Source organism: Mixta theicola (assembly GCF_002895925.1).
Classification (GTDB): Bacteria; Pseudomonadota; Gammaproteobacteria; order Enterobacterales; family Enterobacteriaceae; genus Mixta; species Mixta theicola.
The window spans coordinates 62514-78319 of record NZ_NWUO01000008.1 but is presented as its reverse complement, the minus strand read 5'-3'; the positions used below and the strand labels follow the sequence as shown (position 1 = coordinate 78319).

Sequence of the window (15806 nt, the reverse complement as noted above, 5' to 3'; positions counted from 1 at the left end):
AGAGGATTATTTGTGAAATATAATAGAAAGGAAATTTTACTGATCTCATTGTTATTTGCTACAGCATTCAACAGTTTTGCTGACGAGTTTAAATCAAGAGACACCGCATCCAACAGCATGACTGGCGTTTTTCCAGTAAGGGACCCAGTATTTGACATCCCATCTAACGATTTTAAACCGTGGAGTATAGGAGTCAGGTATTTAATTATGGCCGATCCGCAGGCATGGCGAATGGGCCAGGGGCCAGGTTCACCCGACCCGAATAGCTCAAAAACAGCCAGCCAGTGGGAAGATTTTAATCGTGAGGTCGTTCTCGGGATAAATAGTAAAATTTATGATCTTAATATTAAATACGGTATTATAAATGGCGATATTACTGAATTTGGCAGAGACAGCCAGTTAAAGTCCTACCACACAGTTTATGATAGGTTGGCGGTTCCTGTCATGCTCGGTTATGGTAACCATGATTATGAGCGTAACGTTCGTGATTGCACCCGACCTGAATATCTGGATTTTTCTACTAACGCCTGTGCCTATATGATGTTAGGCCATCTGGGAAGCCTGACGAGTAACTATAGTCATAAGTTAAAAAATTTTAGCATAGACAGCGCCAGGAAAGAATCGGACTTACTACTGGGAAGCCAGGCATACTCGTGGGATGAGGATTCACCGGAGAGCGGCAAAGTTCATTTTGTACAGCTTCACCTTGCGCCTACCTATAGTGTATATATTAATAATTCATTTGCCCACCTCCGCTATTTTATTACTGACTCACTTTCGTGGTTACGACATGATTTGGATCATGCCAGGCTGCGCGGTGCTAACCATATTTTTGTTAATTTTCATGCACTTGAATGGATTAATGAAGCTACGGATTATGAAAAACAAGTGCTGAAAGCTATCTTCGATGAGTATAAAGTTTCTGCCGTATTCGTTGGGCATACGCATTATCCTGCGGTTACCTATCATCACCTATTTGGCAACGTTCCTGTATATACTTCCGGTGCGCTGTATGCTGGCTATTTCGATATTCTGAATGTTAAAAAAGATAGTTTCCAGGTACAAAGCTATCGGGTTACAGATGATAAAGTCACCATGATATACGATCGTGGAGATTTCATTAAACCTGCGCCGCCTCCGAAGTGCTACAGACCTGGTGAGTACGTTCCTGCCGGGCATTTTGTCAGAACAGAACTTATCCCCGATGAGAATCAAACCTTTCTTTTAAGACAGGTAAAAACATCAAATGCACTTGATGCCAACGCCGAAGGCGATGTTTATACCAATAAATTAAATACTGCTAATCCTTATATGCGCTGGAAACTTCAGCATATGTGGACCGATAGTAACAATGAAAAGTATTATAAGATTATTCATGTTAAAGATAATAAAGTGCTGGATGGGGATAGCAAGGGTAATATTTACACCAGGCAATGGAACGGCGGTGCTTATCAGTACTGGGCGTTATTAAAGTATAGCTATGGCGGTATCATTCAGCTGCGTAGCCTGGGGACCAAACGTATATTGGATGCAAACGCAGGCAGGGATGTGTATGGTACTAACTCTACGCTGAAATTTACCAATAATTATCAGAACTGGGAGTTAACCGATCTGCAAGGCAACAGTGTCCCTGCGGTGCGCTATTTTAAGGCAAAAAGAGCAGATTCAAGTTCTAACCCACTACCAAACCGCGATAACAGCGACCAATACTGGGAGTATGCGGGTGAAAAAGGAATAACGAAAGCCGCACCCTGTATTTAACCAGACAACTACTCGCGATAGTTTACTAACCACAGCTGGCCACCTTTAAACGTGGCCAGCTTTATTTCTTCACCGCGCCAGCAAACGACATGATTGCTTTCACTTCGCTTTCCACCCAGCCATCCTGCAGTCGGGTTTGCAGTCGCTCTCCCGGCTGCACCTGCGTGGTGGCTTTCAGCACTTCGCCGTTGGAGGTTTGCGTCACGCTAAAGCCGCGCGCCAGCGTCGCCAGCGGGCTGACGCCTTCCAGATGCGCCACCAGCACGCCAAAGCGCTGCTTGTCACCGCTTAGCTGCTGCTGCATCGCCTGCGCCAGACGATAACGCCACTGTTGCAGCTGCTGCTGCGCCCGGATGATATTACGCTGCGGCTGCTGTGCCGTGAGCCGTTGAGTCAGGCGATCCTGCTGACGCGTGGCGTCACGCAGCCGTAGCTGCATCGCCTCATCCAGCCGACGCTGCAGGCGGAACAGGGCAGTTTGCTGGCGCGCCAGACGCAGCTGCGGATGCTGCTGCTGCAGACGATGCTGCAAGCGGGTAAAGGTGCGCTGCTGCTGAGCAAGATAGTAATCCATCGCCATCTCCAGCCGCGTCTGCTGCGACTGCAGCTGACGCAGCAGCTCCACCTGATTACGGCTAACGACCTCCGCCGCGGCCGAAGGCGTCGGCGCGCGCAGATCGGCCACGAAATCGGCAATGGTCACGTCGGTTTCATGGCCTACCGCGCTGACAATCGGAATACGGCTGGCAAAAATAGCGCGCGCCACGCGCTCATCGTTAAAACACCACAAATCTTCCAGCGAGCCGCCGCCGCGTCCCACAATCAGCACGTCACATTCGTTACGCTGGTTAGCCAGCTCAATGGCGCGGGTAATGGCGGCGGGCGCGTCGTTACCCTGAACTACCGTTGGATAGATGATAACCGGCAGCGAAGGATCGCGACGATGCAGCACGCGCAGCACGTCGTGCAGCGCCGCGCCGGTGGCGGAGGTAATCACCCCGACCTGGCGCGCCGGATCGGGCAGCGGCTGTTTATGCTGCTGTTCGAACAGGCCCTCCGCCGCCAGCCGCTGTTTCAGCTGTTCAAACTGCTGTTGCAGCAGACCTTCACCGGCCGGATGCATACTCTCCACAATCAGCTGATAATCCCCGCGCGGCTCATAGAGCGTGACCGTGGCGCGCACCAGCACCTGTTGACCATGCTGCGGACGGAAGGTCACGCGCCGGTTGCTGTTGCGAAACATCGCGCTGCGCACCTGGGCGGTATCGTCTTTGAGCGTAAAGTACCAGTGACCGGAAGCGGGCTGCGTAAAGTTGGAGATTTCCGCGCTAAGCCAGATATGCCCCATTTCGCCCTCCAGCAGCTGACGCACCGTGGTGTTAAGGCGGCTAACGGTAAAAATATTGGCGGAAGGAGGTAGCGACATGTGATGAAGATCAAATAATAAATCAGCGGGTTAATTAGTCGATACTACATGGCTGATACAGAGGATCAAGACTTTTTCTGAAAAAAAGCTGGAGGCAACCGATTACGGCCTGTATAATGCCGCGGCAATATTTTATCTGTTCTCATTCACCCCCAGGTTGAGATATTGCCATGCTACGAATCGCTAAAGAAGCACTCACTTTCGACGATGTTTTGCTCGTTCCTGCTCACTCTACTGTCCTGCCTAACACGGCCGATCTCAGTACCCAACTGACCAAAAAAATTCGTCTGAACATTCCAATGCTCTCTGCCGCTATGGATACCGTGACCGAAGCCGGTCTGGCTATCGCACTGGCGCAGGAAGGCGGGCTGGGCTTTATCCACAAAAATATGTCCATCGAGCGCCAGGCGGAAGAAGTGCGCAAGGTGAAGAAACATGAAAGCGGCGTGGTTACCGATCCACAAACCGTGTTGCCGACCACGACGCTGCGCGAAGTAAAAGAACTGACCGAGCGTAACGGCTTCGCAGGCTATCCGGTGGTGAGTGATGATAACCGACTGGTTGGCATTATTACCGGTCGCGATGTGCGTTTCGTTACCGATCTGAACCTGCCGGTGACGGCGGTGATGACGCCGAAAGAGCGCCTGGTCACGGTGAAAGAGGGTGAGGCGCGTGAAGTGGTGCTGCAGAAAATGCACGAGAAGCGCGTAGAAAAAGCGCTGGTGGTGGATGATAGCTTCCGCCTGCTGGGCATGATCACCGTAAAAGATTTTCAGAAGGCAGAGCGTAAACCGCTGGCCTGTAAAGATGAGCATGGTCGCCTGCGCGTTGGCGCGGCGGTCGGTGCCGGCGCCGGTAACGAAGAGCGCGTGGATGCGCTGGTTGCCGCTGGCGTTGACGTATTGTTGATTGACTCCTCTCACGGACATTCCGAAGGCGTGCTGCAGCGCATTCGCGAAACCCGCGCTAAATATCCCGATCTGCAAATCATCGGCGGCAATGTCGCCACCGGCGCGGGCGCACGTGCGCTGGCTGAGGCGGGCGTAAGCGCGGTGAAAGTCGGTATTGGCCCTGGCTCTATCTGTACCACCCGTATCGTGACCGGCGTCGGCGTACCGCAGATCACCGCCGTTTCCGACGCGGTAGAAGCGCTGGAAGGCACCGGCGTGCCGGTTATCGCCGATGGCGGCATTCGTTTCTCCGGCGATATTGCCAAGGCGATTGCGGCTGGCGCTTCCTGCGTGATGGTCGGTTCTATGCTGGCCGGTACTGAAGAATCGCCGGGCGAAATCGAGCTGTATCAGGGCCGCTCGTTTAAATCCTATCGCGGTATGGGTTCGCTGGGCGCGATGTCCAAAGGCTCTTCCGACCGTTACTTCCAGAGCGACAACGCAGCGGATAAGCTGGTGCCGGAAGGTATCGAAGGCCGTGTGGCTTATAAAGGCCGCCTGAAAGAGATCGTTCATCAGCAGATGGGCGGCCTGCGCTCCTGCATGGGCCTGACCGGCTGCGCCACCATTGAAGAGCTGCGCACCAAAGCAGAATTTGTTCGTATCAGCGGCGCGGGCATTTCGGAAAGCCACGTTCATGACGTGACCATTACGAAAGAGTCTCCGAACTACCGCATGGGATCGTAATCCCGAACCTTTCTCGCCCGGTCTCAGCCGGGCGCTTTTATTGAGTCTATCGCCCTGGAATTGCCTTAATGACGACGGAAAATATTCATAAGCACCGTATTTTAATCCTCGATTTTGGTTCGCAGTATACCCAGCTGGTTGCACGCCGCGTGCGCGAGCTGGGCGTTTACTGTGAGCTTTGGGCGTGGGATGTTACTGAAGAGCAGATCCGCGGATTTAAGCCGAGCGGTATTATTCTGTCCGGCGGCCCGGAAAGCACCACCGAGCTTAACAGCCCGCGCGCGCCGGAATATGTCTTTAACGCTGGCGTGCCGGTTCTGGGCGTTTGCTATGGCATGCAGACCATGGCGATGCAGCTGGGCGGCAAAGTAGAAGGCTCCAGCGAGCGCGAGTTCGGCTATGCGCAGGTGGAAGTCAGAACCAACAGCGCGCTGGTACGCGGTATCGAAGATTCCGTTAGCGCCGCTGGCCTGCCGCTGCTGGACGTGTGGATGAGCCACGGTGATAAAGTCACCGCGATCCCGTCTGACTTTGTGACCGTTGCCAGCACCGAAACCTGTCCGTTTGCCATTATGGCGAACGAAGAGAAGCGCTTCTACGGCGTGCAGTTCCATCCGGAAGTGACCCATACCCGCCAGGGCCTGCGTATGCTGGAGCGCTTTGTGCGCGACATCTGCGAATGTGAAGCGCTGTGGACGCCGGAAAAAATCATTGAAGATGCCGTTGAGCGACTGCGCGAGCAGGTTGGCAACGATAAAGTTATTCTCGGTCTCTCCGGCGGCGTCGATTCTTCCGTGACGGCCATGCTGCTGCATCGCGCCATCGGCGATCGTTTGACCTGCGTATTTGTCGATAACGGCCTGCTGCGTCTGAACGAAGCGGAGCAGGTAATGGACATGTTCGGCGATCATTTCGGCCTGAATATCATTCACGTACCGGCAGAGGCGCGCTTCCTCGATGCGCTGGCGGGTATTGATGAGCCCGAAGCCAAACGTAAAACCATTGGCCGCGTGTTTGTAGAAGTATTTGACGAGCAGGCGACCAGTCTCACCGAGGTGAAATGGCTGGCGCAGGGCACCATCTACCCGGACGTAATCGAATCCGCCGCCTCCGCCACCGGCAAGGCGCATGTGATTAAATCGCACCACAACGTCGGCGGCCTGCCGAAAGAGATGAAGCTGGGACTGGTTGAGCCGCTGAAAGAGCTGTTCAAAGATGAAGTGCGTAAGATTGGTCTGGAGCTGGGCCTGCCTTACGATATGCTGTATCGCCATCCGTTCCCAGGTCCGGGCCTTGGCGTACGCGTGCTGGGCGAAGTGAAGAAAGAGTATTGCGATCTGCTGCGTCGCGCCGACGCCATCTTTATTGAAGAGCTGCGTAAAGCCGATCTCTACAACAAAGTGAGCCAGGCCTTTACCGTATTTCTGCCGGTACGCTCGGTGGGCGTCATGGGCGACGGTCGTAAATATGACTGGGTGGTGTCCCTGCGCGCGGTAGAAACCATCGACTTTATGACCGCGCACTGGGCGCATCTGCCGTATGAGTTCCTTGGCCGCGTTTCCAACCGCATCATCAATGAAGTGAACGGCATCTCCCGCGTGGTTTACGATATTTCCGGTAAACCGCCAGCAACCATTGAGTGGGAATGATTTCGCTTCCGGCTCAATTAAGCAGTAAGCATTTCCTGAGCCCGCATTATGCGGGCTTTTTTATATCCGACATGCTCTGCGTCGCTTACGCTTTTACCCGCCGTCCCACGTGTAACAGAAACTGTTCATCCAGACGTAAACCAAAGACATGGTTTGCGCCGACATTGTGTTTTACACTGCGCGCTGCAAAAATTGAGTAGATAAACGATTAACCAGGCGGTAATGGCGATGAAAGGTACGATCACGACGTGGTTTGAAGATAAAGGTTTTGGATTTATCAAAGATGAGAACGGTGATAACCGTTATTTTCATGTGATTAAGGTCGCCAATCCTGAGCTGATTAAGAAAGATGCGGCGGTGACTTTCGAACCCACCACCAATAACAAGGGCCTGTCAGCATATGCTGTGAAAGTCGTACCGGAAAGCAAATACCTCTATATCGCGGGCGAGCGCCTTAAGCTCACGTCGATCAAGTCTTACCTGGTTTATAGCGAAGAAGTGCCTGCCGATACCCGCATCGATAAAGAAAATACGGTGCTGTCTGTGGGAGGACTGATGAATAATATCAGGCCGAAATCAGCCGCAAAGCCTGGTGAAATGCGCTCGCTGAAAAAACTGGCGATTACCACCTTCCAGGGAACGACATTAATCTTCTCGGAAGATGAGATAGACGTGGATGAGACGGTAAAACTGCTTAAGCTGAAATGATTGCATATCGACATCCTGCGCCAGCCATAAGCAGGAGTCGGCATCGCTGACTGACCGCAATGCGCCGCGATACAGGGTTGCTTCACCCGCTCTGCTTATCCAGGCCAGACGATGCAGGCAGCACTGACAGAGTGCTTAACCCCTGGGGGCAACGTATGAACGAAGAGATACCGCTTAAATATTATGACATCGTGGATGAGTATGCGACGGAAACGGCAAAGCCGGTGAGCGAGTCAGAACACGACTCCCTGGCGCGCTATTTCCAACTGCTGCTTACCCGCTTAATGAATAACGAAGAAATCAGTGAAAATGCGCAGCAAGAGATGGCCAATGAAGCCGGTATTGACGCAGAACGCATCGATGAGATAGCGATGTTCCTGAATCAATGGGGCAATGAATAGCGCCTGAGCTTACCGCCGAAACGGATTTGGATTTTGCAGCCGAATCCAGCCGCGGCTGCTTCCTTAAGACGACGGCATCATGGTTAATCCACTAACAACCTGCGCCTGCTTAGCTCCTTCTCGCGGCGCAAGTTGTCACGCATTGCCAGGTTCTGACTCCCTTCAGCGAGCGGCTATAAAGTTCAGCCTTCCGGCTGCTCCAGCGCCATAGGTTTCAACCGCTTTTTAATCCGCCAGAAATAAAACGCCGTCAGAATCGCCAGCCATACCAAACCGGCGATCAGCGCCAGGCGGGTTTCCGCCACCGCACCCAGCACGCCAATCACCAGCAGCATAAACAGCAGCGTTACCACCGGCGCCACCGGCCAGAAAGGTACGGGAAAACGAATCTCCTGGCGCTGTTGCGTGGATAAGCTGCGGCGCATCGCGAAGTGGGATAACAGGATCATCAGCCACACCCAGAGGGTGGCAAATGCAGCCAGCGAGGCGATAAGCACGAACACCTGTTCGGGGATCAGGTAGTTAAGCACTACCGCTGCCAGCAGCGCGACCGTCAGCACCACCACCGTCATCCAGGGCACGCCGTTACTGGCGATACGCAGAAAGCTTTTCGGCGCCATTCCTTCCTTCGCCATACCGTACATCATGCGTCCGGCACCGAAAATATCGCTGTTTATGGCCGAGATTGTCGCGCTAATTACAATAATATTCAGGACGTTGGCAGCGGCGGGCAGCCCCAGCCCATCAAAAATTAATACGAACGGGCTGCCCTGCTGACCAATACTGTTCCACGGGAAAATCGCCATCAGGATAAAAAGCGTACAGACGTAAAACAGAATGATGCGCAGCGGAATGGTGTTAATCGCCTGGGGGATCACCTTCTCCGGATTGCGCGCTTCCGCCGCCGTAATCCCGATAATCTCAATCCCGCCAAAAGCAAACATCACGATGCCGAGCGCGGCGATAACGCCGCTCAGGCCGTTCGGCGCAAAGCCGTCGTGCGTCCAGAGATTCTCCAGGCCGGTGGCGGGGAAACTGTGCCCGAAGCCAAACAGGATAACGCCCGCTCCGGCGACAATCATGGCAAAGATAGCCGCGACTTTGATAAGCGACAGCCAAAACTCCATCTCGCCAAATACCCGCACGTGGCACAGATTCAGGGCGCCAATAAAGCAGATGATACTTAAGACCCAGATCCAGCGCGGCACGTCCGGATACCAAAGCCCCATGTAAACGCCAAAAGCGGTCACATCCGCCAGACAAACGATGATCATCTCAAAGGTATAGGTCCAGCCGGTGATAAAGCCCGCCAGCGGCCCTAAATAGTGGCGGGCGTAGCTGCTGAATGAGCCGGCGATGGGATGGCGCACCGCCATTTCGCCCAGCGCGCGCATAACGATAAATACCGCTGCGCCGCCGACCAGATAGGCCAGCAGCACGGCGGGACCCGCCATTTGTATAGCGGCGGCAGAACCATAAAACAGCCCGGTTCCGATAGCGGAACCCAGCGCGATAAAGCGGATGTGACGCGCACTGAGTCCGCGCAGCAGGTGTGACGTAGGTTGTTGCATATCAGGGCCCTGAAAAGAGTGGAATATGCGCATGGCTGCCGGGAAAGTTTTTCCCGGCAGAGCAGAAAACAACGGTTACAGATGGCTGGGCAGTACGGCAGGCAGCAGCGCCGTCAGATGACGAGCGCTCAACAGCTCAGCGGCGCGCTCGATGTCCGGCGCAAAAAAACGGTCCTGGGTGTAATACGTTACGTATTCGCGCAGCACATGGCGGGCCTTCTCCAGCGCCGGGCTGGTTTTTAGTCCCTCACGTAAATCGATGCCCTGGCAGGCGGCAAGCCATTCCACAGCAATCACGCCACGCGTGTTAGCCGCCATCTCCCAAAGTCGCCGACCGGCGGCGGGCGCCATAGAAACATGGTCTTCCTGATTGGCGGAGGTGGGCAGGCTATCGACGCTGTGCGGGTGCGCCAGCGCTTTGTTCTCGCTGGCCAGCGCGGCGGCGGTCACCTGAGCGATCATAAAGCCTGAGTTAACGCCGCCGTTTTTTACCAGAAAGGGCGGCAGCTGCGACATATGTTTATCCATCATCAGCGCGACGCGCCGCTCGGAAAGCGCGCCAGTCTCCGCGATCGCCAGCGCGATATTGTCCGCAGCCATTGCCACCGGCTCGGCGTGGAAATTGCCGCCGGATATCACTTCGTTTTCAGCGGCGAATACCAGCGGATTATCAGAAACGGCATTAGCTTCGATCAATAACACCTCCGCTGCCTGGCGAAGCTGCGTCAGGCAGGCGCCCATAACCTGAGGCTGGCAGCGCAGCGAATAGGGGTCCTGAACTTTGTCGCAGTTTTGATGTGACTTAGCGATCTCGCTGGTATCGGTTAACAGATGGCGGAACAGCGCCGCCGTATCAATCTGCCCACGCTGGCCCCGCGCTTCATGAATACGCGCATCGAACGGACGGCGTGAACCCAGTACCGCTTCGGTGGTTAACGCGCCGCATACCACCGCCGAAGCGAACAGATCTTCAGCTTCAAACAGGCCGCGCAGGGCGAATGCGGTAGACGTCTGGGTGCCGTTAAGCAGCGCCAGCCCCTCTTTAGCGGCAAGCGTAATCGGCTCCAGTCCGGCCTTTTTCAGCGCTTCTGCCGCAGGTAGCCATTCTCCCTGATAACGCGCTTTACCTTCGCCAAGCAGCGTCAGCGACATATGCGCAAGCGGCGCGAGATCGCCCGATGCGCCCACCGAGCCTTTGGCGGGAATCAATGGATAAACCTGCGCATTTACCAGCGCCATCAGCGCCTGAATCACGCCGAGACGAATGCCGGAAAAACCGCGCGCCAGGCTGTTAATTTTCAGCACCATCATCAGGCGAACCAGATTATCGTCCAGCGGTTCGCCAATGCCCGCCGCATGGGAAAGCACCAGCGAACGCTGCAGGTTTTCCAGATCTTCTGCCGGAATGCGGGTCTGGGCCAGCAGGCCAAAACCGGTATTGATGCCGTAGGCGGTGCGGCCTTCGGCGAGGATCGCATTGACGCTGCTCACGCTGTCGTTGATAGCCGGGATAGCGCGCTCATCAAGCTCTATATGGATCGGATGGCTGTATATCTCACGTAGCTGGGCAAGGGTGAGAGTGCCGGGGTTAAGGGTAAGGTTCATATCAGCGTTTCTCCTGTGTGGCAGCGATCATCGGCAGGTTAAGTTCTTGTTCTACCGCGCAGTTGATAGCGATGTCGTAACCGGCATCAGCGTGGCGCATTACGCCGGTCGCCGGATCGTTATGCAGCACGCGGGCAATGCGGGCTGCCGCGTCGTCGCTGCCGTCGCATACAATTACCATCCCGGCATGCTGAGAAAAGCCCATGCCCACGCCGCCGCCGTGGTGCAGAGAAACCCAGGTTGCGCCGCTGGCGGTATTCAGCAGCGCATTCAGCAGCGGCCAGTCAGATACCGCGTCAGAGCCGTCGCGCATCGCTTCGGTTTCGCGGTTAGGGCTGGCCACCGAACCCGAATCCAGGTGGTCACGGCCGATTACGAGCGGTGCGGAAACTTCACCGCTGCGCACCATTTCGTTAAACGCCAGGCCCAGCTTCTGCCGCCACTCCAGGCCTACCCAGCAAATTCGCGCAGGCAGTCCCTGAAAGCTGATGCGCTCGCGCGCCATATCCAGCCAGTGGTGTAGGTGTTTATCATCTTTGATGAGTTCTTTAACTTTGGCGTCGGTTTTATAAATGTCCTGCGGATCGCCGGAAAGCGCGGCCCAGCGGAACGGACCGATGCCGCGGCAGAACAGCGGACGAATATAGGCGGGCACAAAGCCGGGGAAATCAAAGGCGTTCGCCACGCCCATTTCTTTCGCCATCTGGCGAATGTTATTACCGTAATCGAAAACCGGAACGCCCATTGCTTTAAACGCCAGCATCGCGCGTACGTGGTCGGCCATGGAATGTTTTGCTGCCGCGGTAACCGCCTGCGGCTCCGTTTGCGCCCGACGCTGATACTCTTCCCAGCTCCAGCCCTTCGGCAGATAACCGTGCAGCGGATCGTGAGCGCTGGTTTGATCGGTCACCATATCCGGATGCACGCCGCGTTTGACCAGCTCCGGCAGGATTTCCGCCGCGTTAGCGCACAGCGCGACAGAAACCGCCCGGCCTTCAGCGGTGTATTTCTTAATGCGACTGAGCGCGTCATCAAGCGAATTGGCCTGTTCATCCACATAGCGCGTACGCAGACGAAAATCGATGCGGCTTTGCTGGCATTCGATATTCAGCGAGCAGGCGCCAGCCAGGGTGGCCGCCATCGGCTGTGCGCCGCCCATGCCGCCCAGGCCAGCGGTAAGGATCCAGCGGCCCTGTAAATCGCCGTTATAATGCTGGCGGCCCGCCTCAACAAAGGTTTCATACGTGCCCTGAACGATGCCCTGGCTGCCAATATAGATCCAGCTTCCCGCGGTCATCTGGCCATACATGGCAAGCCCTTTGGCATCCAGCTCGTTGAAATGCTCCCAGGTGGCCCAGTGCGGCACCAGGTTCGAGTTGGCGATCAGCACGCGCGGCGCGTTTTCATGCGTTTTGAATACCCCGACCGGCTTGCCGGACTGAATCAGCAGCGTTTCGTCGTTTTCCAGCTTCTTAAGCGTGGCGACAATGGCGTCAAAGCAATCCCAGTTGCGGGCCGCACGGCCAATGCCGCCGTATACCACCAGCTCGTGCGGATTTTCCGCCACGTCCGGATCGAGATTGTTCATCAACATACGCAGCGGCGCTTCGGTGAGCCAGCTTTTGGCATTGAGCGTGGTCCCGCGTGGGGCGCGGATTTCCTGTTCGCGGTATTTGCTTTGCGACATCGCGGTCAACTCCTGACGGTTGCATTAAATAATTATCTGGCCCGGCGGGCGGATGCAGATAAGGACTGCAAACACATATACTTGTATATACAAATGCGTGCAAGCCTCTATTTAACAATTAATACACAATTAAGTCCCTTTAAAATCAATTGGTTAAATAAGGGGCGGGGCGCAATTGTTCACCGTCAGGGAATTTTTTCTTTGTTTATCAATAAGTAAATCAAAACAGAGGTTTTAGAGAAATTTGCGTTAGCTATCACGGATTTCACAGGGATTTTACACAAATTTGCCGGCAGGTTTGACCGGCGTTACGACATAAAATGTCCCTGTAAACGATAGCGTGAACCGGGAAATAAAAGGCGGGCGTGGGAAACAATATGCTGCGTTGACCAGGTACGGCGGTGGATCAACAGGCAAGGCTCGCTATCGTCAATCTGCAGGAGTATTCGCTCTTCGGGCGTTGATTTTACGGCTTCGACAATATGCTCGCCTTCGGTAAGCGGCGCGACTAATGAGAGATAAGCATGAGGCGTGGTGGCAGTAAAATCCTGCTGCAGATAATCTGGCGCGACCGCCGCGTTAACGCAACGGTCTTCAATCTGGACCGGCACATCGTTTTCAAAGTGAACCATGACCGAATGGAAAATCGGCGTGCCTTCTTCCACCCCCAACGCGGTTGCCAGCGTAAAATCAGCGCCTGTTTGTTCAAGTTTCAACACCTGACAGCGGTGCTGATGATGGCGCGCGATAATTTCATCAGCGATGCTACGAATTTCAAACAGCGCCGACTGGCCTTTGGGTTCCGCCACGAAAGTGCCAACGCCCTGCAGACGCACCAGCAGGCCATCATCGGTCAGCTCCCGCAGCGCGCGGTTGATGGTCATTCGGCTGAAGCCAAACTGCGCCACCAGCTCCGCTTCGGAAGGAATGCGATCGTGAGGACGCCATTCGCCGGCGCTGATTTTTTTACTAATGGCCTGTTTGACCTTAACGTAAAAAGGCGCCGGCACGCTGGCGTCGGTTGACCGGGATCGGGATAAAAACATGCGGACATTCCTTACGGCTGCTTGGCTGTTTGGGGTAAGTATACCCAATTCCGTCCCTGTTTCAGTAATTTATCCCCACCAGCGTATCACCTGCCAGGCGATACGCGCCGCCACGCCAGCCCCTTGTCCATCCCGATCGCGGGAGGGATTAAATTCGACCAGATCCACCGCCTGGAGTTTTCCACTGCGGCAAATCGGTGCCAGCAGCTGCATCAAAATCGCGCAGGGAACACCGAGCGCGGCGGGCGCGGATACCGCGGGCATTTCCCACCCCGGCAGCACATCTAAGTCGATGGTCAGGTAAATGCGGTCCAGGTGTGCCATAAACTGCTCAAGCTGCGCAATCGCCTCCGCCGGTGAGCTCAGGCAGCGTAAATCCTCAACGATCGTCACGTTGCGATAAGCCGCCTCATCAAGCAGCGCCTGCGTATTGGCCGCCATGCTTAAGCCGCAGCAGGCGTAACGGAAAGTCCGCTGCTGCGCTTCACAATGGTGCGCCAGCTGGCGAAACGGCGTGCCTGAGGTGGCCTGCGGTGCATGGCGTAAATCAAGATGCGCATCCAGATTGATAATTCCCACCGCCTCCTGCGGGAAAGCATCAAGCACCCCCAGACCGTGGCCATAAGCTGTTTCATGGCCGCCGCCCAGCACCAGCGTGCGTTTCCCGGCGCGTTGACAGGCCAGCACCGCTTCACGTAGCGCCTGTTGCGCCTCTTCCAGATTATCCTGCGCGACACAAATATCGCCGAGATCCGTCAGGCGCGCATGTTGCACGTGGCTGGCCATATTGGCCAGGGCGCGGCGCAGTATCGCGGGCGCCTCTGCGGCGCCGGTTCGTCCGTGGTTACGTTTAACCCCTTCATCGCAGGCAAATCCTAACAGCGCAATATCTCCGGCCTGCTGCTCCGGGCAAAAAGTCGTGCTGCAGGTGACGGTCTGGAACAGACGCCGGGCATTATCGGCCTCTGCGGTATCATCACGGCCTTGCCAGATCCCGGATGAGGTGGGCCGCCACTGTTTCATAATGCGCTCCCGTGCGTTATACGTCCGCGAAATACCCGGGCGTAAAGCGGATTACGGCCGGGCTCGTAAACCATTTCCACCGGCTGCTCCGCCTCCCAGATGGCGAGATCGGCGATAAATCCGGCCTTAAGCTGGCCGTGGGTGCGTTGTCGGCCCAGGGCCTGCGCCGCATGGCGCGTCACTCCCGCCCAGGCTTCTTCCGGCGTCAGACCAAACTGGACGCAGGCCATATTCATCGCTAAATGCAGGCTGGCGAAAGGGCTGGTGCCGGGATTGTAATCGGTGGCGACGGCGATCGGCACCTGATGGCGGCGCAGCGTTGCCACCGGCGGGTAGCGGGTCTCACGCAGAAAATAAAACGCCCCCGGTAACAGCACCGCGACCGTGCCGCTGGCGCGCATTGCCTGGACGCCTTGCTCATCCAGATATTCCAGATGATCGGCCGAAAGCCCCTGATAGCGGCTCACCAGCCGTGCGCCGCCCAGTAAAGAAAGCTGCTCAACGTGACCTTTAACCGGAATGCCGTAACGCTGTGCGGTAGCAAATACCCGCTCACACTGCTGTGGCGTGAAGCCTACGCTTTCACAAAAGACATCCACCGCCTCAAACATGCCTTCCTTCCACAGCTGCGGTAGCAGCGTTTCGCAAATCAGACTGATCCAGGCTTCTTTATCGTGGCGATATTCAACTGGCACGGCATGGGCGGCGAGCAACGTCGGACTGATTTCCACCGGATGCTGAGCCGCCAGCTGACGGGCAACCCGCAGCATTTTTGCTTCGTCTTCCAGCGTAAGCCCGTAGCCGGATTTTATTTCCAGCGTGGTTACGCCTTCATTAAGCAGCCGCTGCAGGCGTGCCGTAGCCAGCCGCAGCAGGTCACTTTCACCGGTCTGGCGGGTTGCGGCAACCGTGGCGTTAATCCCTCCGCCCTGCGCGCTGATTTCCTGATAGGAGACGCCATTCATCCGCTGTTCCCATTCAGCGGCGCGGTTGCCGCCAAACACTAAATGGGTATGGCAGTCGATTAAGCCCGGCGTCACCAGCCGTCCTCTGGCGTCATGGACGATGCCGCCAGAAGCTTCTCCAGCGGGTAAAATAGCCAGAATCTGGCCGTCGCGGATGACCAGATCATGATCGTCCAGCAATCCGTAAGGCGTTGGGCGATCGGGATCGAGCGTTGCCAGTCTGGCATTGCGCCAGACGATGTCGGTAGCAGCGAGGAGCACGGTTTACCTTCCACTTGTCATGAGTTGTCTATACATTTATTTTCACCGCGAACAAATTGTCAACAA

The 15806-nt window shown here is 55.6% G+C and carries 12 protein-coding genes; 5 read left to right on the top strand and 7 right to left on the bottom strand.

The annotated features are described in order from the left end of the window. Positions 1 to 12: 12 nt before the first annotated feature. Positions 13 to 1761 carry a metallophosphoesterase gene (locus COO59_RS12145; protein WP_103060057.1) on the top strand — a complete coding sequence of 583 codons (1749 nt, stop codon included), beginning with the start codon at positions 13 to 15 and terminating at the stop codon, positions 1759 to 1761. A 61-nt stretch (positions 1762 to 1822) separates the two neighbouring features. On the opposite strand, the gene xseA is transcribed toward COO59_RS12145, so the two are convergent. Further along, the gene (gene xseA, locus COO59_RS12140) at positions 1823 to 3187 is read right to left on the bottom strand and encodes an exodeoxyribonuclease VII large subunit (protein ID WP_103060056.1); all 1365 of its coding nucleotides are present in this window, start codon (positions 3185 to 3187) and stop codon (positions 1823 to 1825) included. Between the two features lie 170 nt (positions 3188 to 3357). On the opposite strand from xseA, the gene guaB reads away from it, so the two are divergent. From guaB to COO59_RS12120, 4 genes are all read left to right on the top strand, one after another. Further along, positions 3358 to 4824, top strand: a complete 1467-nt coding sequence (gene guaB / locus COO59_RS12135; protein WP_103060055.1) for an IMP dehydrogenase — start codon at positions 3358 to 3360, stop codon at positions 4822 to 4824. Between the two features lie 68 nt (positions 4825 to 4892). Beyond that, a complete protein-coding gene (guaA, locus tag COO59_RS12130) occupies positions 4893 to 6473 on the top strand; it encodes a glutamine-hydrolyzing GMP synthase (protein WP_103060054.1) in 1581 nt (526 codons plus the stop codon). Positions 6474 to 6695: 222 nt separating this feature from the next. Next, the gene (locus COO59_RS12125) at positions 6696 to 7181 is read left to right on the top strand and encodes a cold-shock protein (RefSeq protein WP_103060053.1); all 486 of its coding nucleotides are present in this window, start codon (positions 6696 to 6698) and stop codon (positions 7179 to 7181) included. 155 nt (positions 7182 to 7336) lie between these two features. Continuing rightward, complete coding sequence (locus tag COO59_RS12120) at positions 7337 to 7582, top strand: DUF2543 family protein (RefSeq protein WP_103060052.1); 246 nt, start codon at positions 7337 to 7339, stop codon at positions 7580 to 7582. A gap of 182 nt (positions 7583 to 7764) precedes the next feature. Here the strand turns inward: COO59_RS12120 and COO59_RS12115 are convergent, their stop codons facing one another. The 6 genes from COO59_RS12115 to hutI form a co-directional block, all read right to left on the bottom strand. Further along, positions 7765 to 9153 carry an amino acid permease gene (locus COO59_RS12115; RefSeq protein WP_103060051.1) on the bottom strand — a complete coding sequence of 463 codons (1389 nt, stop codon included), beginning with the start codon at positions 9151 to 9153 and terminating at the stop codon, positions 7765 to 7767. Positions 9154 to 9228: 75 nt separating this feature from the next. Next, on the bottom strand, positions 9229 to 10758 hold the full coding sequence (hutH, locus tag COO59_RS12110) for a histidine ammonia-lyase (RefSeq protein ID WP_103060050.1): 1530 nt from the start codon (positions 10756 to 10758) through the stop codon (positions 9229 to 9231). A gap of 1 nt (position 10759) precedes the next feature. Further along, positions 10760 to 12445, bottom strand: a complete 1686-nt coding sequence (gene hutU / locus COO59_RS12105; RefSeq protein ID WP_103060049.1) for a urocanate hydratase — start codon at positions 12443 to 12445, stop codon at positions 10760 to 10762. A gap of 308 nt (positions 12446 to 12753) precedes the next feature. Beyond that, a complete protein-coding gene (locus COO59_RS12100) occupies positions 12754 to 13491 on the bottom strand; it encodes a histidine utilization repressor (protein ID WP_103060048.1) in 738 nt (245 codons plus the stop codon). A 69-nt stretch (positions 13492 to 13560) separates the two neighbouring features. Next, the gene (gene hutG / locus COO59_RS12095; RefSeq protein ID WP_103060047.1) at positions 13561 to 14514 is read right to left on the bottom strand and encodes a formimidoylglutamase; all 954 of its coding nucleotides are present in this window, start codon (positions 14512 to 14514) and stop codon (positions 13561 to 13563) included. Then, positions 14511 to 15740 carry an imidazolonepropionase gene (hutI, locus tag COO59_RS12090; protein ID WP_103060046.1) on the bottom strand — a complete coding sequence of 410 codons (1230 nt, stop codon included), beginning with the start codon at positions 15738 to 15740 and terminating at the stop codon, positions 14511 to 14513. Before hutI ends, hutG begins: the two co-directional genes overlap by 4 nt. Between the last annotated feature and the right edge of the window lie 66 nt (positions 15741 to 15806).

Excerpts from the sequence above, each read along its gene's own strand:
- xseA (WP_103060056.1), bottom strand. The coding sequence starts at position 3,187 with ATGTCGCTACCTCCTTCCGCCAATATTTTTACCGTTAGCCGCCTTAAC.
- COO59_RS12100 (WP_103060048.1), bottom strand. The coding sequence starts at position 13,491 with ATGTTTTTATCCCGATCCCGGTCAACCGACGCCAGCGTGCCGGCGCCT.
- COO59_RS12120 (WP_103060052.1), top strand. The coding sequence starts at position 7,337 with ATGAACGAAGAGATACCGCTTAAATATTATGACATCGTGGATGAGTAT.
- guaA (WP_103060054.1), top strand. The coding sequence starts at position 4,893 with ATGACGACGGAAAATATTCATAAGCACCGTATTTTAATCCTCGATTTT.
- hutG (WP_103060047.1), bottom strand. The coding sequence starts at position 14,514 with ATGAAACAGTGGCGGCCCACCTCATCCGGGATCTGGCAAGGCCGTGAT.
- hutH (WP_103060050.1), bottom strand. The coding sequence starts at position 10,758 with ATGAACCTTACCCTTAACCCCGGCACTCTCACCCTTGCCCAGCTACGT.
- COO59_RS12125 (WP_103060053.1), top strand. The coding sequence starts at position 6,696 with ATGGCGATGAAAGGTACGATCACGACGTGGTTTGAAGATAAAGGTTTT.
- COO59_RS12115 (WP_103060051.1), bottom strand. The coding sequence starts at position 9,153 with ATGCAACAACCTACGTCACACCTGCTGCGCGGACTCAGTGCGCGTCAC.
- guaB (WP_103060055.1), top strand. The coding sequence starts at position 3,358 with ATGCTACGAATCGCTAAAGAAGCACTCACTTTCGACGATGTTTTGCTC.
- hutU (WP_103060049.1), bottom strand. The coding sequence starts at position 12,445 with ATGTCGCAAAGCAAATACCGCGAACAGGAAATCCGCGCCCCACGCGGG.